General features: G+C 50.9%; 18 protein-coding genes. 12 read left to right on the top strand and 6 right to left on the bottom strand.

The annotated features are described in order from the left end of the window. Positions 1 to 49 precede the first annotated feature (49 nt). The 9 genes from DW47_RS16385 (at position 50) to tldD (ending at position 12516) form a co-directional block, all read left to right on the top strand. Positions 50 to 1315 carry a diguanylate cyclase domain-containing protein gene (locus DW47_RS16385; protein ID WP_051150897.1) on the top strand — a complete coding sequence of 422 codons (1266 nt, stop codon included), beginning with the start codon at positions 50 to 52 and terminating at the stop codon, positions 1313 to 1315. Between the two features lie 14 nt (positions 1316 to 1329). Further along, a complete protein-coding gene (locus DW47_RS17680) occupies positions 1330 to 1968 on the top strand; it encodes an EAL domain-containing protein (RefSeq protein ID WP_338151557.1) in 639 nt (212 codons plus the stop codon). 352 nt (positions 1969 to 2320) lie between these two features. Then, complete coding sequence (gene mreB / locus DW47_RS0109810; protein ID WP_029686262.1) at positions 2321 to 3364, top strand: rod shape-determining protein MreB; 1044 nt, start codon at positions 2321 to 2323, stop codon at positions 3362 to 3364. Between the two features lie 132 nt (positions 3365 to 3496). Next, entirely contained in the window at positions 3497 to 4495 is a 999-nt protein-coding gene (gene mreC / locus DW47_RS0109815; protein WP_029686263.1) for a rod shape-determining protein MreC, read from the top strand. Next, on the top strand, positions 4492 to 4983 hold the full coding sequence (mreD, locus tag DW47_RS0109820; RefSeq protein ID WP_029686264.1) for a rod shape-determining protein MreD: 492 nt from the start codon (positions 4492 to 4494) through the stop codon (positions 4981 to 4983). The genes mreC and mreD overlap by 4 nt, the downstream gene beginning before the upstream one ends. A gap of 8 nt (positions 4984 to 4991) precedes the next feature. Further along, positions 4992 to 5579 (top strand): Maf family protein, encoded by a 588-nt coding sequence (locus tag DW47_RS0109825; protein ID WP_029686265.1) that lies wholly within the window; start codon positions 4992 to 4994, stop codon positions 5577 to 5579. Beyond that, the gene (gene rng / locus DW47_RS0109830; RefSeq protein WP_029686266.1) at positions 5576 to 7045 is read left to right on the top strand and encodes a ribonuclease G; all 1470 of its coding nucleotides are present in this window, start codon (positions 5576 to 5578) and stop codon (positions 7043 to 7045) included. The genes DW47_RS0109825 and rng overlap by 4 nt, the downstream gene beginning before the upstream one ends. 152 nt (positions 7046 to 7197) lie before the next feature. Next, entirely contained in the window at positions 7198 to 11001 is a 3804-nt protein-coding gene (gene yhdP, locus DW47_RS0109835) for an AsmA2 domain-containing protein YhdP (protein WP_029686267.1), read from the top strand. 69 nt (positions 11002 to 11070) lie between these two features. Further along, the gene (tldD, locus tag DW47_RS0109840; protein ID WP_029686268.1) at positions 11071 to 12516 is read left to right on the top strand and encodes a metalloprotease TldD; all 1446 of its coding nucleotides are present in this window, start codon (positions 11071 to 11073) and stop codon (positions 12514 to 12516) included. Between the two features lie 39 nt (positions 12517 to 12555). On the opposite strand, the gene aaeR is transcribed toward tldD, so the two are convergent. Then, positions 12556 to 13476 (bottom strand): HTH-type transcriptional activator AaeR, encoded by a 921-nt coding sequence (aaeR, locus tag DW47_RS0109845; protein ID WP_029686269.1) that lies wholly within the window; start codon positions 13474 to 13476, stop codon positions 12556 to 12558. 253 nt (positions 13477 to 13729) lie between these two features. Between aaeR and aaeX the strand changes: the two genes are divergently transcribed. The 3 genes from aaeX to aaeB are packed head-to-tail and all read left to right on the top strand — an operon-like array spanning position 13730 to position 16840. Continuing rightward, positions 13730 to 13933, top strand: a complete 204-nt coding sequence (gene aaeX / locus DW47_RS17000) for a p-hydroxybenzoic acid efflux pump operon protein AaeX (protein WP_071846636.1) — start codon at positions 13730 to 13732, stop codon at positions 13931 to 13933. Between the two features lie 7 nt (positions 13934 to 13940). Beyond that, positions 13941 to 14873 (top strand): p-hydroxybenzoic acid efflux pump subunit AaeA, encoded by a 933-nt coding sequence (gene aaeA / locus DW47_RS0109850; protein ID WP_029686270.1) that lies wholly within the window; start codon positions 13941 to 13943, stop codon positions 14871 to 14873. A gap of 11 nt (positions 14874 to 14884) precedes the next feature. After that, positions 14885 to 16840: a p-hydroxybenzoic acid efflux pump subunit AaeB gene (gene aaeB, locus DW47_RS0109855; protein ID WP_029686271.1), complete on the top strand. Its 1956-nt coding sequence runs from the start codon at positions 14885 to 14887 to the stop codon at positions 16838 to 16840. A 177-nt stretch (positions 16841 to 17017) separates the two neighbouring features. Here the strand turns inward: aaeB and DW47_RS0109860 are convergent, their stop codons facing one another. The 5 genes from DW47_RS0109860 to zapG all read right to left on the bottom strand — a co-directional run bounded on the left by DW47_RS0109860 (position 17018) and on the right by zapG (position 21435). Then, positions 17018 to 17281 carry a YdgH/BhsA/McbA-like domain containing protein gene (locus DW47_RS0109860; protein ID WP_029686272.1) on the bottom strand — a complete coding sequence of 88 codons (264 nt, stop codon included), beginning with the start codon at positions 17279 to 17281 and terminating at the stop codon, positions 17018 to 17020. A gap of 316 nt (positions 17282 to 17597) precedes the next feature. Beyond that, positions 17598 to 18068, bottom strand: coding sequence for a transcriptional regulator ArgR (gene argR / locus DW47_RS0109865; protein ID WP_029686273.1), 471 nt, complete (start codon positions 18066 to 18068; stop codon positions 17598 to 17600). A gap of 337 nt (positions 18069 to 18405) precedes the next feature. Further along, positions 18406 to 19476 carry an outer membrane-stress sensor serine endopeptidase DegS gene (degS, locus tag DW47_RS0109870; protein ID WP_029686274.1) on the bottom strand — a complete coding sequence of 357 codons (1071 nt, stop codon included), beginning with the start codon at positions 19474 to 19476 and terminating at the stop codon, positions 18406 to 18408. 91 nt (positions 19477 to 19567) lie between these two features. After that, positions 19568 to 20944: a Do family serine endopeptidase gene (locus DW47_RS0109875; protein ID WP_029686275.1), complete on the bottom strand. Its 1377-nt coding sequence runs from the start codon at positions 20942 to 20944 to the stop codon at positions 19568 to 19570. 89 nt (positions 20945 to 21033) lie between these two features. Continuing rightward, entirely contained in the window at positions 21034 to 21435 is a 402-nt protein-coding gene (gene zapG, locus DW47_RS0109880; protein WP_029686276.1) for a Z-ring associated protein ZapG, read from the bottom strand. Positions 21436 to 21583: the final 148 nt, after the last annotated feature.

The raw sequence follows: 21583 nt of genomic DNA on the forward strand, positions 1-21583 counted from the left end.
GGGAGTGTTGAAGGATCGAATTATAGCTTAAAACAAGGAGAACACAGGGATGCGTTCAACAGCCCGCCTTACGGCGGTGATGACGTTTATCAGTCTGCTAGCAATGTTACTGATGTTACTGGGATGTATGGCCAGCATGTTGTGGTTGAATCAGCAACGGCTGGAAACACAACTTTATGCGTTAGCCACTACCCTTGATCAGCAACTCATCAGCCGCCCGCCAGGCGAGACGATGGAGTGGCTACACAGTGTCATGCCGATCATGAATATTGAAAAGTTGGAAATTTATAACGGTAGCCGCCGAGTGAGTGCCCTTTCTCGTCAAGAACAGCCGCTGGTGGATGACAGTCCTAATCACTATTATCAGCTTTCTGCCCCACTGAAAACCCACCCGTCGCTGACCCTTAATATGACGATTTTGAACCCAGTAAAGACTTGGCTGGCCTCTTTCTCTGTGGTGTCTACCTTTATCTGTATGGGGGTGGTATTGCTGGTGGTCTCCATTTTGCTGATCCTTTTACACCTCTGGTTGTATCGTCAGTCTGCGGGAATGGAGTTACTGGAAAAGCGTAGCTTGCGGATTTTACAGGGCGCACGGCAACTGGGCAGTGCTTACCCTTGCAGGGAGAGGCCGCTGAGTGTTAGTCAGGCGTTGGATATACTGTTACAGGAAGTGGAACAGGCCGGATTACAGCGAGTCCGTATTGATCGGTTAATCCGAGAATTTGCTTCGCTGGATAATGAGAGCGGGGTGAATAACCGATTATTTTTTGACAGTCGTTTCGCCACCCTGCTGGATGCTCGTGAGGAAGGAGGGGAACATGGCGCCATTATGATGCTGCGTTTTTCAGAATCCCGTCCTCTGCCTCTCGCTCGACACACTGCCGATGACCCTTCACGACTATTTGAATTTGTGCACAGTCTATCGACGTTGGTGAGTTGCTATCCTGGCGCATTGTTGGCGCGCTATTTCCAAAACGATTTTGTGGTACTGCTGCCGCACCGTTCATTGAAAGAGGTAGAAAGCATTGCCGCCAAACTGATTACCGCAACGGACGCCTTAGCCCCGTTGAAACACTACGATAAAGAAGATTTTATCCATATTGCAATTACTGACTGGCGCAGCGGTCAAGACTCGGAGTCAGTGATGGCCAGGCTGGCGATGGCGATGCGCCGGTCGACCTTATTGGGCAGCAATAACTGGGCTCTGGAAGAAAGTCCGCAACTGAGTGCTGGCCGTGGCAGTGTTCGCTGGCGTACCTTACTAGAGAAGACCTCCCGCCAAGTGGGCCTTTACTGTTTTATAAAACGGTAAAAAATCTGCAAGGAGTGACGGATCATTATGCCTTGCAGGGACGGATTAGAGATGGAAAAACGTCTATTTTAGCGGCAGAATACATGCCGTTAGTCTGTGAAATGGGGATGTCCTCGCTTTGGGATCAACAATTGCTGGCTCGGGGATTCCAACTCTGCTGCCAATACTCTGGCAGCGCTTGGTCATTTCCGCTCACCACAGATGCCTTGTTACAACGTGCTTTTGTGCAAACTCTTTATAAAATGTTATTAGAGATCCCGCGTCTGCAAAGAAATTGTTTTTTGTTTGAACTTGCAGAAGCAGATGTTTGTCAACACATTACTCGGTTGTTACCGGTGCTGCACGGGCTAAAGGCGTTTGGCTGTCAAATAGTGATCAGCCGGGCAGGGCAAACCATGGTGAGCAGTGGCTGGTTACTGCAGATAAAACCTGCTCTAGTCAAGCTGGATGCAGGGCTAGTCCGGCAGATTGATCGCCGCCCTGAAAACCAGTTGCTGGTTCGCAGCTTGGCAGAGAGTTGCTGTGTGGTATCGGCCCGAGTCTTCGCCACCGGTGTGACCACTCATGAAGAGTGGCAGACGCTATTGACCCTAGGCGTCTGCGGCGGGCAGGGCAACTTTATCGCACCGGTTACAGCGGTGACCTGTCTGTAACCAATCGCAGTTATTGGCTGCTCTCTACGTAGGCTGGGCGCTAATATTGAGTTGGCACGGAGGCAGATAACGGAATGACACACTTTGGCCGCACTGATTCGCGGCAAAAATATAATGCCCTAAATGTTAGATTTTGTTTCCGGCACTGACGTTCGGAAATCTAACTCAGCCGAAAAAGGTTGGGTTTACAGTGTTGTGTTGACCCTTGCCATGACGGATATTGGCATAAATCGACACTTGTTTATTTTTTCACCGAAGCAGAATGTTTTTGCGCCTTGTAGCGGCTTCGCGTGGTTGGTAAAGTAAGCGGATTTTATTTTCCGCTCCCAGCTTGCAGGATTACCCCTTAGATATGTTTAAAAAATTTCGTGGCATGTTTTCCAATGACTTGTCCATTGACCTGGGTACAGCCAATACCCTGATTTATGTAAAAGGGCAAGGCATCGTGCTGAACGAGCCTTCTGTGGTTGCAATCCGTCAGGATCGTGCCGGCTCTCCGAAGAGTGTCGCGGCCGTCGGTCAAGAGGCCAAGCAGATGCTGGGTCGTACACCGGGTAACATCGCCGCTATTCGCCCGATGAAAGATGGTGTTATCGCTGACTTTTTTGTCACTGAAAAAATGTTACAGCACTTCATCAAACAGGTTCACAGCAACAGCTTTATGCGTCCAAGCCCGCGCGTGCTGGTGTGTGTACCGGTAGGTGCCACTCAAGTTGAGCGCCGTGCTATCCGTGAATCAGCCTTGGGGGCTGGTGCACGTGAAGTGTTCCTGATCGAAGAGCCGATGGCAGCCGCAATCGGTGCCGGTCTGCCGGTCTCTGAAGCGACCGGTTCCATGGTGGTCGATATTGGTGGCGGGACCACCGAAGTGGCGGTAATCTCTCTGAACGGTGTGGTTTACTCTTCTTCTGTACGTATCGGCGGTGACCGTTTCGATGAAGCCATCATCAACTACGTCCGTCGTAACTATGGTTCACTGATTGGTGAAGCGACCGCAGAACGCATCAAACACGAGATCGGCTCTGCTTATCCGGGTGATGAAGTCTTGGAAATCGAAGTCCGCGGACGTAACTTGGCTGAAGGTGTACCGCGCGGATTTACCCTGAACTCCAATGAAATCCTCGAAGCTCTTCAGGAACCGCTGACCGGTATTGTTAGCGCTGTAATGGTCGCGCTTGAGCAGTGTCCGCCGGAGTTGGCTTCTGATATCTCAGAGCGCGGTATGGTACTGACTGGCGGTGGCGCACTGCTACGTAATCTTGAGCGTTTATTGATGGAAGAAACCGGTATCCCGGTCGTCGTAGCGGAAGATCCATTGACCTGTGTGGCCCGCGGTGGCGGTAAAGCGCTGGAAATGATTGATATGCACGGTGGTGACCTGTTCAGTGAAGAGTAATCTTTGCTGCAGGGTAACTGGTCCAGTGGCCGGTGACAGTGCTGTCTGAACACCCAATGATGACGTGTCCAGCCTAAGGGAGTGCAGGCGAATCGCACTCCCTTAATATTTGTTGAGGAACACGCAGGATTTATGAAGCCGATGTTTAGCAGAGGCCCCTCTCTGCAGTTACGCTTAATTCTGGCAGTAATTGCCGCGATTGCAATTATCATTGCCGATAGCCGTATGGGATCTTTTCGTGAGATCCGCAGCTATCTTGATACCACCGTGAGTCCGTTTTACTTCCTGGCTGATGGCCCGAGACGCTTACTGGACAATGCGGCAGAAACCATGACTTCTCGTCAGACGCTGGAGCAGCAAAACGCCGCTCTGCGCCGTGAACTGATGCTTAAAAACAGCCAGTTACTGCTACTGGGGCAATATCAGCAGGAAAATATTCGTCTGCGGGAGCTGCTGGGCTCACCGCTGCGTGCCGGGGAGCGGAAGATGATCACTCAGGTCATTTCGGCAGGAACCGATCCGTACAGTGATCAAGTAATGATCGATCGCGGCAGTGACAGCGGTGTCTATGAAGGTCAGCCGGTGATCAGTGATAAAGGCGTGGTCGGACAAGTGGTCTCTGTGGGGAAATTCAGCAGCCGTGTAATGCTAATTTGCGATGCTTCTCATGCTTTGCCAGTACAGGTGTTGCGTAATGATGTGCGTGCCATCGCTTCCGGTGCCGGATGCTCTGAAAATTTACAGTTGGAAAATACTGCCGGTAACTCAGATATTCGGGTCGGTGACATGTTAGTCAGCTCCGGCTTGGGCGGCCGTTTCCCAGAAGGTTATCCGGTGGCGGTAGTTTCCTCCGTGACCGTCGATACCCGTCGTGCCACCACGCTGATTCAGGCAAAACCGACGGCAGGATTACAGCGATTACGTTATCTACTGTTGTTATGGAACAGTAACCCGACAGACGGTAACAGTGTTACGCCGCAGTCTGTCCGCCAAGCGGCAGATGATCGTCTGATGCAGGTGATGCCGCAGGTGTTTCCTCCTGCCGGTCAAGCAACTACCGGCAGTGATATGCTATCCACAGGTAACAGTAGCTCGCCTGCCACGCCAGTCAGCCATGGAGCCCGTCCTTGACCAGTCATTATCGTAGTCAGGGGCGTTGGATCATCTGGCTCTCTTTTCTGATAGCCTTAGTCCTCGAAGTGATGCCATGGCCGGATCAGTTCTATATGTTCCGGCCTTCTTGGGTCATGTTGATTCTACTGTACTGGGTGCTAGCGCTTCCCCATCGGGTCAATGTCGGCACTGGTTTCTTTGTCGGCGCAGTGATGGATCTGATTGTCGGGTCGACCCTCGGCGTTCGTGCCTTGGCCCTGAGCCTGGTAGCCTATCTGGTGGCGTATAAGTTTCAGAAATTCCGTAACCTCGCATTGTGGCAGCAAGCCTGCATGGTGACGGTGTTGTCACTGTTTGTCGATGTGGTGGTATTCTGGGCCGAGTTTATGGTCAGTGATGTCTCCTTCCGCCCTGAAATTTTCTGGGGAGGAGTGGTAAATGGTGTGCTCTGGCCATGGTTATTTCTGCTGATGCGCAAAATTCGTTATCAGTTTGCTGTTCAGTAAGGATACCTATGATCAGTCTCTATCTCGCTTCCGGTTCCCCGCGCCGTCAGGAATTACTGACACAACTTGGACTGCCATTTGAACGACTGAAGGCTGCAGTGGAAGAGTGCCGTCAGCCAGGAGAGGCACCATTAGCCTATGTCTGCCGTTTATCAAAGGAAAAAGCGCTCGCAGGGGTCGTCATCGCCGCGCAGGATTTACCGGTACTGGGTGCCGATACCATTGTGGTACTGGATGATGAGGTACTGGAAAAACCCCGTGATGCCAGCCATGCACGGCAGATGCTGTCCGCGCTCTCCGCCAAAACCCATCTAGTGATCACGGCGGTCACCCTTGCCGATCAACAACATCATTTGACCAGTCATGTGTTGACCAGGGTCACTTTCCGTCAGCTAAGCGATCAAGATATCAGTGACTACATCGCCAGCGGTGAGCCAATGGATAAAGCCGGTGCGTATGGGATCCAAGGAAAAGGGGGCTGCTTTGTCCGTCGTATCGAAGGCAGTTACTATGCGGTAGTCGGACTGCCGCTGGTGGAAACCGGCGAGCTATTTGAGACGCTTCAGGCATTGCGCAGTGAAAAGGGATCAGTATGACCGCCGAATTACTTATTAACGTCACGCCCTCAGAAACCCGGGTTGCCTACATTGATGGCGGGGTTTTACAGGAAATTCATATTGAGCGTGAATCGAAGCGTGGCATTGCCGGCAATATCTATAAAGGGCGGGTCAGCCGGGTATTGCCTGGTATGCAGGCGGCGTTTGTTGATATAGGGCTGGAAAAAGCCGCTTTCCTCCACGCTTCTGACATTGTACCGCATACCGAGTGTGTGGCCGGTGAGGAGCAGAAAAAATTTCCGGTCCGTGATATCGCTGAACTGGTCCGTCAGGGACAGGATCTGGTGGTTCAGGTAGTAAAAGACCCTTTAGGCACCAAAGGTGCCCGCCTGACCACGGATATCACGTTGCCTTCCCGCTATCTGGTGTTTATGCCGGGTGCTTCCCATGTCGGTGTCTCTCAGCGTATTGAAGGGGAGAAAGAGCGTAACCGGTTGAAAAAGGTCGTGGCTGACTATTGTGACGAAAACGGCGGATTTATTATCCGTACCGCGGCCGAGGGCGTGGGTGAGCGGGAACTTGCTCAAGATGCCGCTTTCCTCAAGCGCTTGTGGGATAAAGTCTCCCGCCGCAAGAAACGCCATCAGACGCGGACCAAGCTTTATGGTGAAGTCGCGTTGGCCCAGCGAGTATTACGGGATTTTGTTGAGGCGGAATTAGATCGTATCCGCATAGATTCTCGGCAGACCTATGAAATGCTGTTGGAATTCACCGCTGAATACATGCCGGAGATGACACAGAAGCTGGAACTGTATAGCGGCAATGCACCAATTTTCGACCTCTTCGATGTCGAAAATGAGATCCAGCGTGCACTGGAACGTAAAGTCGAACTGAAATCCGGCGGCTATCTGATTATTGATCAGACCGAAGCGATGACTACGGTAGATATCAACACGGGCGCTTTTGTTGGACATCGTAATCTCGAAGAGACAATTTTTAATACCAACGTTGAAGCGACGCAGGCCATTGCCCGTCAGCTGCGATTACGCAATCTGGGTGGCATCATTATTATCGATTTTATCGATATGGCCAGTGATGACCATCGACGCCGAGTACTGCATGCACTGGAAACGGCACTGAGTAAAGATCGTGTAAAAACCGGTATCCATGGCTTCTCCGCGCTGGGGCTGGTAGAAATGACCCGAAAACGCACCCGCGAGAGTCTGGAGCATGTGCTGTGCGGTGGCTGTCCTGCTTGCCAGGGCCGTGGGGCAGTCAAAACGGTGGAAACTGTCTGTTATGAGATCATGCGTGAAATAGTCAGAGTGCATTACGCGTATGATACTGATAGCTTCTTGGTGTATACCTCGCCAGCAGTGGCTGAAGCCCTGAAAGGTGAAGAATCTCATGCGTTGGCGGAACTGGAACTCTTTATCGGCAAACAGGTCAAAATTCAAGCTGAGCCCCTTTATACTCAGGAACAGTTTGACGTCGTCATGATGTAACCCCTAATGCGTGATACGCCGGACCCGGGTGAACCACAAGGATGACGGGCCGGAATTGACCTATACTCTATCAAAGATGGAAAGCTGACGGCGGCCCTCCTGTTTCCTGCGTTCTCCGTCATCAGTGTTATTCAGTTATCAAGGAGAAGTCTGTGAGGCGTTTGACCAGGATATTATCGCTGATCGCCGCTACGATTATCGTCATCATCGCCTTGCTGATCAGTGGATTACGTCTCCTGATGCCACATATGAACGCCTACCGCAGTGAAGTTCTGTCGGTGGTGTCTTCACTGACTGGTGCACAGATCCAGGCTGACCAGTTGCGCGGTCGTTGGGAAAATTTTGGTCCGGCTATCGAAGTACGTGGCCTGACATCGACCCTTAGCGACGGTACCTTATTGGACATCGGCCATGTGCGTCTGGCATTGGATGTTTGGCAGTCGCTGTTACATGCCCAACTGCAGTTCCGTGATTTGACCTTCTGGCAACTGCATCTCAATATTCCTACTTTACCCTCTTCCTCCAAGGAGGATCACCGTTCACTGGGGACCCAGCAATTAGAAAACCTGTTTCTGCGCCGTTTTGATCATTTTATCTTACGTGATAGCAGTATCCGTTTTCCGTCGCCCTCCGGCCAGCAAATCCAGTTCACGGTGCCACAGCTGACATGGTTTAACGAGGGCAGTCGCCACCAGGCAGAAGGTGAAGTTAGCCTCAGTAGCCTTACCGGGCAGCACGGTGCCGCGCAAGTCCGATTAGATTTGAATGATCGTCAGGGGGCTATCGATAATGGTCGTATCTGGTTACAGGCAGCAGATATCGATGCTCGGCCTTGGCTGGGGCGCTGGATTAAAGATAATACCTCACTGAAAAGTGCCTCTGTCAGCCTGACGGCCTGGGTGAACCTGAAAAACGGCAGCCTCGACAGTGGTGATCTGATGCTGTCGAAGGGGGGCGCTGAATGGCAGCAAGGACAGCAATCACATCAGCTACAACTGAATAAACTGACGGCTCATCTGGAAAAATCCGGAAAAGGCTGGGCGCTTTCATTCCCATTGTCAGCGGTTTCCACTGACAATGTCCCCTGGGCACCGGGATACTTTGCGGTGTACTGGCAGCCGCAGGTGACTGACCCACTGCAACTGGCCCCTAATTCCGATATTCGTCTGCGGGCAAGCCAGTTGGATCTGGCTCGACTTGATCCATTAATTCCTCTACTGGCACCGCTTTCACCAGACCTCGCCACCCAATGGCAACAGCTTCAGCCGCGGGGAAAAGTGGATGCTTTGGCAGTGGATTACGATTTGCAGCATCCACAGCAGAGCCGCTTCCAAACGAGCTGGTCTGATTTCAGGTGGCAATCTGACCGGCAGTTACCGGCGATCAGCGCCGTTAGCGGGAATGGCAGCGGACGTCTGGATCAAGGCCAAGTTTCTGTCAGTGTTGGCGCGCAGTCTGTGACTATGGGTGACTGGTTCCAAGCACCACTTCAAGTCAGTGCTGTCAGCGCTAATGTCGGTTGGGATATCCGAGATGGAAATCTGTTGCTCACCGGTGACCACATTAGTGCTGAGGCTCGCTCGGTCGCCGCCACCGGTGAGTTTCGTTATCAGCAGCCACAGAAGGGGGAACCTCGCCTTGATATTTTGGCGGGTATTAATGTCTCTGATGCAGGTGATGCGTGGCGTTATTTCCCGCATAATTTGATGGGTAAAGAATTGACCGATTATCTGAGTGGGGCGGTAAAAGGGGGAACGACCCGTAATGCCACTTTACTCTTTGCCGGTGATCCTCACCGTTTCCCATTCCGCCAGCATGACGGAATGTTCCAAGTCAGTGTCCCGTTACGTAACGCGACTTATGCGTTTCAGCCGGACTGGCCCCCCCTGAAAAACCTCGATATCGATCTGAACTTCGTGAATGACGGTTTGTGGATGAAAGCACAGAAGGTGGCGCTGGGTAACGCTCAGGCCACCACACTGACCGCAGATATACCCGATTATCGTCAGGAAAAACTGTTTATCAATGGAGATGTCAGGGGTACTGGCAGTGATATTGGTCACTACTTCCAGCAGACCCCGCTGGCAAAATCACTGGGAGCTGCGCTGGATGAAGTTCAGATTAAAGGGCAAGTAGGCGGGCACCTGAATTTGGATATTCCACTCAACGGTAAGCAGGTGACAGCGACCGGCAATGTGGCGATGAACAATAACAGCTTATATATCCGCCCCCTGAAAACCACCCTAACCGGTCTGAGCGGAAACTTCCGCTACAAAAACGGGGATCTCGACAGTGATACCTTGGTGGGGAAGTGGTTTGGTCAGCCGGTGAGTCTTAATTTTACGACCCGTGAGCAGTCTGATGATTTCGCTGTGGATGTCGGCCTGGAAGGTAATTGGTCAGCGGCGGCAGTTACGCAGCTACCTGCGTCTTTGCGTTCACATCTCGGCGGCCTGCTACCCTGGCAGGGCAAAGTGGCGATCACCCTGCCATACCACGGTGAAGCCAGTTATCAGGTTACCGTCAACGGTGATGCCAGGGAAGTAAGTAGTCGCTTACCTTCACCATTGGCTAAATTTGCAGGGACGGCATTTCCGTTTGATGTTAGCGTAAAAGGTGATTTGCAGCATTTCATGCTGACCGGTCATGCCGGTGGCGATCAGGCTTTCAGCAGCCGCTGGCTGTTATCCCCTCAACTGCGTCTTGACCGCGGACAATGGCAAAGCCAGACCCACAGCATTCCGGCACTACCGGCTGAAGATTCGATGGTCCTCAATCTACCGGCGTTGCAAGGGGAAGAGTGGCTCAGCCTGTTCAGTGGCCCAAAAAGTGAGGGCAATGCCCTACGGCAGAACAGCAGCCATTTTAGCCTACCAGGCAATATTCGCCTGCATACTCCAGCATTGACGCTGGCGGGGCAACGCTGGAATGATCTAACCGTGATACTGTCCCAGTTGTTGTCAGGAGAATCACGCATTACGGCACAAGGTAAAGAAATCCGCGGCAGTCTACAGATCAAGCCGCGCCAACCGTGGCAATTGGCCCTTGATTATCTTTATTATAATCCGCAGTGGGGAGGCAAAAGCAGTCATCCCGCACAGCAGATGCCAACTGTCGTGAATTTCAGCGGCTGGCCAGCCTTAGGGTTTGCGTGCCGTCAGTGCTGGCTGGCCGGACAGAACTTCGGCAAAATCGCAGGCCGTCTGACGCCGACCGGAAATAAGTTAGTGCTTACTAATGGTCTTGTCCAGGCCGGACAAACCCGTTTGACCGCACAGGGTGAATGGGAACAGCTGGGAGACCACGCACGTACCGCCCTTAAAGGGGAAATTCACAGCGATAATATCAGTCAAACCACTCAATGGTTCGGGGTCAGTTCACCGTTGGCGGAAGCACCGGTGACGCTGAACTATGATCTTCACTGGCACAATCAGCCTTGGCAGCCAGACCTGCCAACACTCAGTGGCTTACTTAGCTTCAATGCCGGTAAAGGGGTAGTTACCGATGTGGACACTGGCGCTGCAGGGCGGATCCTGCGTCTGGTCAGTATTGATGCGTTGCTGCGCAAATTGCGGTTTGATTTCAGCGACAGCTTTAACAGTAAAGGATTCTATTTTGATTCTGTGAAAGGGACTGCCTGGATTGAAAACGGGGTACTACGCACCGATAATTCAGTGATGGATGGTCTAGAAGCAGATATCGCCCTGAGCGGTAAGGCCGATCTGGTGCAAAGGACCCTGGACTTCGATGCCGCCATTACGCCGGAACTTTCTGCTTCTGTGGGGGTTGCCACCGCTTTTGTGATCAACCCGGTGGTTGGCGTGGCAGTGTATGCGGCGAGTAAAGCGCTCGGACCGTTGTGGAGTAAGATCGCTCTACTGCGCTACCATATCGGCGGGACATTGGATACGCCAGAAATTAAAGAAGTTTTACGTCAGACACGACGCGGCAGCTGATCCCTGATTTGACGCCAATACAGAATTACCGCAGGCTATAACCAAACGCGATAACACGAGTGAGAACCCATGACACTGAATCTGGTAAGTGAGCAGTTACTAGCTGCTAATAATATTAAACAGCAGGACCTGTCTGCTCTGTTAGGCCAGCTTTCAGAACGCCGCCTGGATTACGGTGACCTCTATTTCCAGTCGAGCTACCACGAATCCTGGGGACTGGAAGACAGCATCATCAAAGAAGGCTCTTGGAATATTGATCAGGGTGTAGGCATCCGTGCCATCAGTGGCGAAAAAACTGGATTTGCCTATGCGGACCAGATCACTCTTAATGCTCTACACCAGAGTGCTGAAGCGGCACGCAGTATTGTCCGTGAACAGGGTGATGGTAAGGCTAGAACCTTAGCAGGGGTACAGCATCATCCTCTGTATGCAGCCGTAAACCCGTTGGATAGCCTGAACCGCGAAGATAAAATCGCGCTGCTCCACCGTGTTGATAAAGTGGCTCGAGCCGAAGACGCCCGAGTCCAGGAAGTCAGCGCCAGCCTGAGTGGAGTCTATGAACAGGTACTGGTGGCGGCCACCGACGGAACGCTCGCGGCAGACATCCGCCCGCTGGTCAGACTCTCTGTTAGTGTGTTAGTAGAAGATCAGGGTAAACGTGAACGCGGGGCCAGTGGCGGCGGTGGCCGTTTTGGTTACGAGTTTTTCTTAGCAGATGAGCACGGTGAAGTCCGAGCCGATGCGTGGGCGAAAGAGGCGGTTCGTATGGCACTGGTCAATCTGTCTGCCGTTGCGGCACCGGCAGGCACCCTGCCAGTGGTACTGGGCGCTGGCTGGCCGGGTGTATTATTACACGAAGCGGTGGGTCACGGCCTGGAAGGTGACTTTAACCGTCGCGGTACCTCTATGTTCAGCGGTCAGATGGGTAAGCCGGTAGCTTCTGAGCTTTGTACGGTAGTGGACGATGGAACCCTTGAGGGACTGCGCGGTTCATTGGCTATCGATGACGAAGGGGTGCCGGGACAATATAACGTATTGATAGAAAATGGTATTTTAAAAGGCTATCTGCAGGATAAGCTGAATGCACGGTTGATGGGCGTGGCGCCGACCGGAAACGGTCGTCGCGAATCCTATGCCAACCTGCCGATGCCACGCATGACCAATACCTATATGCTGGGCGGGAAATCGACGCCGCAGGAAATCATCGAAAGTGTCGACTACGGGCTGTATGCGCCAAATTTTGGTGGCGGCCAGGTGGATATCACTTCCGGTAAATTTGTGTTCTCGACGTCAGAAGCTTATTTGATCGAGAAAGGGAAAATTACCAAACCGGTGAAGGGGGCAACTCTGATCGGTTCCGGTATCGAAGCCATGCAGCAGATTTCGATGGTGGGTAATGACCTGGCATTGGACAAAGGAGTGGGCGTCTGTGGTAAAGATGGCCAGAGTGTTCCGGTTGGGGTCGGTCAGCCGACACTCAAACTGGACAAACTGACGGTCGGCGGAACCGCCTGATCGTTTACTCTGCTCCGCACAGCCTGCAGGCTGTGCGTTCTATTTCCGCCCGCTGTATTCCTGATAGCGGGTAGCCATTTCGCTGAAATAATCTGTCAGATAATCAATACAGACCTGCACCTTGAGGGGCAAATTTTTCCTCTCGGTATACAGTGCATACACCGGCCTTGGTTGGGTCAAATAGTTCGGATAGAGGATCTCTATCTCTCCGCGGTTAATCTCATCCAGTACCCACATCAGTGGCATATAGGCAATTCCCGACCCCGCTTTCAACCAGCCAATCAGGGTTAGAGGGTCATTGGTGGACAATCGTCCTTTGGGGGCCAGAGAGATGGTCTGACCATCAGGGGCGCTGAGTCCGAACTCGTTGTAAGGGTAGACGCTGTATTCCAACCAGACATCCTGCGGCAGATCGTCTGGCCGTGCGGGTAAGTCGCTCCACCCAGAGAAATGTGTCGAAGCGCAGAGCACCATCGGCATACTGCCCAGTTGTCGCGAAAAAAGCGCCGAATTCTCCAAGTTACCGGAGCGGATCACCAGATCCAGTCCGTGAGCAATCAGGTCCGGAGGAGGGTTGCCGGTGATCAGGTTGACACTCATCCCCGGATAATCCTTTAACAGCCGTGCAGTCATCGGAGCCAGTATATTTTGTGCCAAGGTAGTGGTACTGCCGATACGCACTGTGCCAATCGGTGTGTGGTTAAATGCGTAGAGTTGTTCGTGGACCTGAGCCGCTTCGCTGAGCATTCTGCGGCAGCCCTGATAGTAGATCCGGCCAGCTTCCGTCAGTCCGAGGCTACGGGTACTGCGGTTCAGCAGCTTGATCTGCAACTCATCCTCCAGTTTCGCGATGGTCTGACTGACTGATGAGACACTGAGGTGTAGCTGGCGGGCGGCGGCGGTAAAAGAACCCAGATCCACGACTCGGGCAAATACCGACATACCTTTTAATCGTTCCATTATTAACTCCTGCTTAAAAGTGATTTGTGTCACATTTTGTAGAAAACTAACTATCAGACACGTTACTATAGTGCCATCGCGTCGATAATTTATGTGCGGCAAACAAGTCTGAAAATATATACTCATCACTTTTGCAGGCACTGGCTGTGTGATTCACCCGCCATCAGGTGACGTTCATCCTGATGTTGATGGCTTCTGTTGTTATTCGGCATCCTTGCTGTAAGTACAGGGCTTTGATTCCAAAGGATTTTTAATGAGTGTTCATCCGGTACTGGTTATTTTCGGGCTCTCGTTCCCGCCCGTTTTTGTTGAACTAATATTGTCACTGTTGCTGTTCTGGATAGTGAAAAGAATACTGACGCCCACCGGCATCTACGACTTGGTCTGGCACCCGTCACTTTTTAACACTGCTCTGTATTGCTGTGTCTTTTATCTTGTTTCCAGTTTAATGGTCTGAGGTTTCAGTGAAAACGCTAATAAAAAAAGTCTCCCGCTATGCGATCACCCTGATCTTGGTCGTCATTGCTGTCATGATTATATTCCGCGCTTGGGTCTATTACACCGAGTCTCCATGGACCCGCGATGCAAAATTTGCCGCTGATGTCGTGGCTATCTCGCCGGATGTCACTGGTCTTATCACCGATGTGAAGGTGTACGACAACCAATTCGTTAAACAGGGACAAACGCTCTTCGAAATCGATCGTCCCCGCTTCCAGGAAGCTTTGAATGAAGCTCAGGCTAATGTCGATTATTATCAGTCTGTGGTGAACGAAAAACGTCGTGAAGCTGCTCGCCGTAATCAGTTAGGCAGCGTTGCACTTTCCAAAGAGGCTGTAGAACAGGCAAACAACACCCTCCAGACCAGTGAGCAACAACTGGCACAGGCGACTGCTGCCCGCGACTTGGCGCAGATTGACCTGAACCGTACCGACGTTAAAGCCCCAGCAGACGGATGGGTGACTAACCTTAACGTCTATGGTGGAGAATTTATTAATCGTGGCTCTGTGGCAGTGGCGCTGGTAAAAGCTCAGACGTTCTATGTACTGGCCTATATGGAAGAAACTAAGTTACACGGGGTCAGACCTGGTGATCGTGCCGAAATCACACCGCTCGGCAGTAACACGGAGCTTAGAGGGTCTGTTGACAGCATCGCCGCCGGCGTGACCAATAGCAGCAGCAGCGTCGATTCGAAAGGTATGGCAACCGTGGATTCGAACCTGGAGTGGGTGCGTTTAGCACAACGTGTTCCAGTGCGTATTCACCTCGACCAGCAACCGGGAAACCATTATCCGGCGGGTACCACGGCGACAGTGGTTGTTACTGGGGATAAAGATCGTCCGCAGCAAAAACCAAACCCGATCTCTGACTTTCTCAACCGAATGCGCGAGTTTGGTTGATTGTGGGGGGCGTGATCCAATTCTTGCGCTTCCCAGTTAAGCTGACGTTTGCCGTCCTGCTGGCTATGCTACTGGGGTTCTACTGTAATCTGGAGACCCCACGTTGGGCGGTGATGACGGCTGCGATTGTTGCCGGAGGGCAGGCCTTTGCCACTGGCGGAGATCCCTATTCCGGAGCCCTTCGTCATCGCGGGATATTGCGAGTTATCGGGACCTTCCTTGGCTGTATCGCGGTACTGATCATTATGATCTTCACCGTGCGCGCTCCGCTGCTGATGTTGATGTTGTGCTGCGCATGGGCGGGTATCTGTGTCTGGCTCTCTTCTCTGATCCGAGCTGAAAATGCCTATGCATTAGGGTTAGCTGGCTATACTGCATTAATCATCGTTGTCAGTGTCAGTGCCACTGACTCAATCGGGCTGGTGCCGCGTTTCGCGGTGGAACGTTGCAGCGAAATTATTATCGGTATTGTTTGTGTCATTATCGCCGACATTCTTTTTTCCCCACGATCGATTAAGAAAGTGATCGATCAGGAAGTGGAATCGCTGTTGATCGGCCAGTATCAGTTGCTGCAGCAATGTATAAGAGGTGCCGATAAAGACGAACTGGACAAAAGTTGGGCTGCTTTAGTACGCCGTACCAGCGGTTTGGGCAGTATGCGTCAACAGTTACGTATGGAATCCCTGCACTGGCATCGCTCCCGTCGCCGCATGAAAATGATCAATACCTTGTCGCTGACGATGATCACCCAGGCAGTAGAGATTTTTTTGATCAAAAATTCACAGAAAACCTATATCCCAGATGCCTATTTTGAGGTCATTAATCAGGACGTCAGTAACTTTGATGAATTGTATAAGCAGCTAAAAGCCTTGCGACGGCTGATCCCGATTACCCGTCACGGTCAAACTCCGGAAAACATCAGTACTTGGATTGGGGCTGCCAGCGAATATCTAGTGCTGCTGAAAGGCTTACAGACCAATGCCCGTATCAGCCATATTGAAGAAGCGATCTTACAGCGTGAAGTCGTGGTCCAGGTTGGCTCTGCTGAAACCCACCCCGCGATGATCAACGGTATCCGCACCTTTGTCGCCACCGCCACGGGTTCACTTATTTGGTTATATACTGGCTGGAATGCAGGCAGTGCCTGTATGGTTATGCTGGCGGTGATCACCGCGCTGGCGATGCGCATGCCCAATCCGCTTATGTTGGCGAAAGATTTCTTGTACGGGATGACGGTCGCAATCCCAGTGGGTGCGCTCTACTATATGTTCCTGATGCCGGAAACCCAGCAAAGCGTTTTCTTACTCTGTCTGATCATGGGCGCGATGGCATTTATTGCAGGTATTTTTATTCAGCGACGACAGATAGGCACCCTCGGTGCATTTGTCGGAACCCTCAATATTATTGTCCTCAGCAACCCAATGAGTTTTGCGATCAATACGTTCCTCGATAGTGCTCTAGGTCAGGTGATCGGCTGTTTTCTGGCAATGATGGTAATATTACTGATCCGCGATAAATCCAAAGCTCGTACCGGCAGAAAAATCTTTAATCGTCTGATGTATGCAGCGGTATCGGCATTAACCACTAATCCAGAAAGACGGCGTGAGAACCATTTACCAGCACTCTACCAGCAACTATTTTTATTGTTGAAGCTGTTCCCAGGAGATATTAATAAATATCGTCTAGCCCTGATGTTAATCATTAGCCATCAGCGTTTACGCCGCGCCAATATTCCTCACAATGAAGAATTGTCAGAGTTTCATCGACAACTTCGTCTTACCGGTGATCGAGTGATTTCGGCACACAATGATGAAAAGCGGCAATATTATTATCAGCGACTCTTAAAAGAGCTCAATATTTATCAGGAGAAGCTTCATCAGTATTCGGTACCGTTGTCTGTGACTGAACCGGTACGTCGTCTAGAAGATATTTTGACCCGCTATCAGAGCACGATCATCGATCTTTAATCCCACCCGCCCACTCATTATTTGATTATCGATAAAAAGCCCCCTTTATGGGGGCAAATCATGACATAAGCGGCGGTTGAGGCTTAACCTAGACCGTCGTCATTATCTCTGATGCCCAGTACAGGCAGTCCGTTTTCTCTCTAGCGATGACGACTCTCTGAAACTTGGGTGGTGAGGTTATTTATACACTTCCGCAGTTGCATGGTAATTACCGTTTATATAGGCTTCGGTAACGTGATAAGCACGGGCCCCTAATGCGTTGGCCTTAGCGTTTAATTCATCATTAATATCAGAAGGGGAGCCATTAATACCACTGACGCTGACAACACCGATAGATTGCATACCCGTTGCCTGTGTACTACTGATAGATTGTGCGGCATTTGCAGTCACAGAGAAGATGGATAATGCGGCGATCATTGCCAGGCCGGCTTTTATACTCACGATAGGTTCCTTAGTTAATTTCAGTTAAGTTTTGTGATCTAAATCACAGAACGGATTATAGGACTGATAACGTAAGAAATTAATATATTGCTAATAATAATTTAGTTTAAGGCAATCGTTTTCATCATTATTGTTAGAACAAATTTAACTAACAGATGATGAATGTTTAATCATTCAGGTTTTTTTGTTAGCTAAAACAATGTGATGTTACATTTTAACTTTTTGTGCTATTCACGTATTGAGCAATGGGATAATCGGTTGTGCGGGATGAGGGGAAACTTCCCGAACGGTATCGCTGACCGTCCGGGGAAGTCTGCTACAATTCCTGTTCGAATAGCACCAAGATAGCGTCGTAGAGTTTCTTGACGGTGAAACCTCGGGAAGGAGTGATAAAAATCGTGTCATCCCCGGCAATGGTGCCTAAAATCCCTTCAGCCTTACCCAGAGAGTCCAGTAGACGGGCGATCAGCTGTGCAGCACCAGGACTAGTATGGATCACCACTAGGGCATCGTTATAGTCGATATCCAGTACCAAGTTTTTTAGCGGGCTGGTGGTGGTGGGTACGCCAAGCTCTGCTGGTAAGCAGTAGACCATCTCCATTTTTGCGTTGCGGGTACGCACCGCGCCAAATTTGGTCAGCATCCTGGAGACTTTTGACTGGTTAATGTTATTAAAGCCTTCATCCTGAAGAGCAACAACAATTTCGCCCTGAGAACTAAACTTTTCTTCTTTTAGCAGAGCCTTAAAAGCTCTGATTAAATCTTCTTGTTTAGAGGGGATACGCATAGTCTACCATTCTGAGTTAAGGATCCGGTCTTTAATTACATTATTATGCACCTAGGTGAATTTTTATGCAATACGTGAGGTGTTATAGCCGGCCGGAAGAAATAAGGCGCGGATTCTAACAAAGAAATATCAGAGAGTCCAAATTACTATATACGCTGCTAATTACAGGTTTTTATATTGCTTGTAGGGAATGAAAGGTGTTTGCTGCTAGCTAGGCAGCGTCAGATATTCTTCCCTGATCTCAGCACTGGCCATGCAGCAGTGAGCTCCATGGGGCAGCTTTGGCGTTAACAGAGTATCGGGAATGGAAAGTAGCAGGCACAGAGCCTGCTATCGATTACTGATTACTTTCCGGAAATTCCTCAATGGTTACCGGCAAGGTGAGGGTTTTCTCATTGCGTAATACCTGAACCTGGATCACTGAGCCTGGATGAATTTCCGCAACTTGGTCCATGGTTTCCTGTGCTGACACGGCGGGCTTACCGTTAACACTCAGCAGCAGATCATTAGGCTGAATGCCGGCCTGTTCTGCCGGTCCGTTCGGCGCAACCTGACTGACGACCAACCCCTGAATTTTATCGAGGCTGTTACCCTGATTATGTAACGCTGGGATCTCACGGGCGGTGATCCCGATAAATCCACGTATCACCCGACCATAACGGATCAGCTTATCCATAATGTTGGTGGCCAGCGCAGTCGGGATAGCAAAGCCAATCCCCTCCGGGGTCTCTCCATCGTTACTTTTATCAAAGGTGAGGGTATTAATACCCACCAGTTCACCTTGAGAGTTAATTAACGCGCCACCAGAGTTTCCTTGGTTAATCGAGGCATCGGTCTGCAGAAAGTTTTGTCTTCCGGAGGAGCTGAGGCCGACACGGCCGGTAGCACTGATAATCCCCTGAGTGACTGTCTGACCCAAGTTATAGGGGTTACCGATCGCCATTACCAAGTCACCGATATGGGCGATACGCTTACGGTTAATCGGGATGACAGGTAAATTACTGGCCGATATTTTCAGTACAGCCAAATCTGTCATGGCATCCGAGCCGACCAATGTGGCTTCATAAAAACGACCATCCTGTAGGGCGACGATGATCTGACCGGCATTGTTGATAACGTGTTTGTTGGTCAGGATATAACCGCGGGCATTCATGATCACCCCAGAGCCGAGTGTGGTCATGCCTTGGGTATTATTTGCCTGAGTGTTACGGTTATAGACGTTGACTACTGCCGGAGCGGCACGCCTGACGCCTTGGCTAAAACTGACAATAGGGGCTTCTGCGTTGTCGGTATCACGGCTAAAAAATTGCGTCAGCAAGTTACCGGCGTGAAAACCGGGCACTGCCAGCAGAAGGACGACAGCCACTATCAGGCCAATAATTACCGAACGTAACAGTTTGATGAGCATGCCAAGTTTCAAACAAAGAAAGGGTGACTAAGCATAACATGATAACGACCGACGCGGCTAACCGCTAGTATCGGTCGTTATCAGCTCTTTTTTACTGCATTAACAGGTAGATACTCTCTTTACCGCGCATCACGTTAAGGGCGACTACATCGGGTTTACTGTCGAGTGCTTTTTTCAGATCCGGCAAGTTCTCAACCCGTTGACGGTTGATACTGATGATGACATCGCCGCTATGCAGACCAAACTGTTCTGCTGGGCTCTGTTTATCGACAGAAGTAACCTTGACCCCTTTCTGATGATCGGCGGTCTCTCCATCGCTGAATTCTGCACCGCGTAACGCAGGCTGAGTCAATTCTGTGGTAGAAGCAACTCTGGCCCCGCTTTGGTCAAGGGTGACCACGACATTCTGAGACTTGCCATCACGCAACAGGCCCAGGGTGATCTTGTCACCCGGCGAGTGAATACTGACTTTATAGCGCAACTCAGCAAATCCTGAGATAGCCTTACCATCGAGGGTCGTAATAATATCCCCAGCTTTCAGGCCTGCTTTCGCCGCAGCAGAGCCGGGTAACACTTGAGCGACAAAGGCACCGTGGTCGACATTGACCTTAAAGGCTTTGGCCATATCCGGTGTGAGCTCTGTGCCCATAATGCCCAACTGACCATGTTTCACTTGGCCGAACTTAATCAACTGGTCAGCCACACTGATTGCCATATTGGCGGGGATGGCGAACCCAATACCAATATTGCCACCACCGGAAGCCAGAATTGCGGTATTGACCCCAACCAGTTCTCCCCGTAGGTTGACCAGCGCACCGCCGGAGTTACCGCGGTTAATCGCCGCATCCGTCTGGATAAAGTTTTCGATACCTTCAATATTTAAGTCATTACGACCCAGCGCCGAGATAATTCCCGAGGTCGCGGTTTGTCCAAGCCCGAAGGGGTTACCGATAGCCACTGCAAAATCACCTACCCTTAGCTGGTCAGAATCAGCCACTTTAATCTGTGTCAGATTTTTCGGGTCTTTCACCTGTAACAAGGCGATATCAGAAGGGGTATCACTACCGACCACCTTGGCAGAAAACTCCCGGCCATCGTTGAGCTGAACAGTGATTTTATTCGCACCGTTAATCACATGATGATTGGTCAGTATATAACCTTTATCTGCATTAATAATGACCCCAGAACCCAGTCCCTCGAAGGGCTGGGACTGTGAATTATCTGAGGGTTGCTGGTCAAAGAATTTTTTCAGAGGGCCGGGGATGTTTTGATCATCCTGCGTCGACTGAATGCCACTTACCTGCACGCTGACGACAGCAGGCAGAACCTGCGACAGCATGGGTGCCAGGGACGGCAAAGGTTGCCCGTCGACTTTGACCGGCAGACTGGCCTGAGCTAGGGGAGCTACCGGCAAATTAAGGCCGGTGCCGAGCATGAGAGCTAACAGAAGCGGCGAGAGTTTTTTCATATGCAAGTGTTCCCACGGATGAAGTCTGGAGGTGAAACCATAGCCGGTTGCGATGATAGCCGGGCGGCATCGCGCCCGGTAGCCTTGGATTATTTACGGCTGGCCGGTCCGCTTCTCAGAAGTCCTGAAGCCCCTTCAGAGTAATCTCTTGGGATTTGTACCGGTGATTGGTCATTATCTGCTTCCGCTTCAGTCTCTTGCCAAGCAAACGGATTTTGTTCACCTGGTAAGTCAGGCAGCAGGTTGTTAGAGCCTTTCGCCATATGCTGATACAGCTGGCGGTAATCCTGCGCCATGTTATCCAGCAGTTCAGCGCTGCGGGCAAAATGGCTGGTCAGTTCTTTGCGGTAATCTTCCAGTTCGGACTTCGATTTATCCAGTTCATATTGAACAGTATGTTGTTCACGCAGTTTTTTGTTCCCAAAGCGCATTGCGACGGCACCAATGATAAGGCCGACCACCAATCCGATAAGTCCGTATTCCCAGGTCATAATAACTCCCCCTAATTTCCGTTGTTATTCAGGGTACAACGGTTTTCTTCTGCAAAATAATTGTCGTGTTCGTAAGAAGATAACCTACTTCAATACTACTCACTATACCCGTTAATCTGAAGGATGTGGAATCCTGCATCCGGGTGGC

Source organism: Tatumella saanichensis (assembly GCF_000439375.1).
GTDB classification, from domain to species: Bacteria; Pseudomonadota; Gammaproteobacteria; order Enterobacterales; family Enterobacteriaceae; genus Tatumella; species Tatumella saanichensis.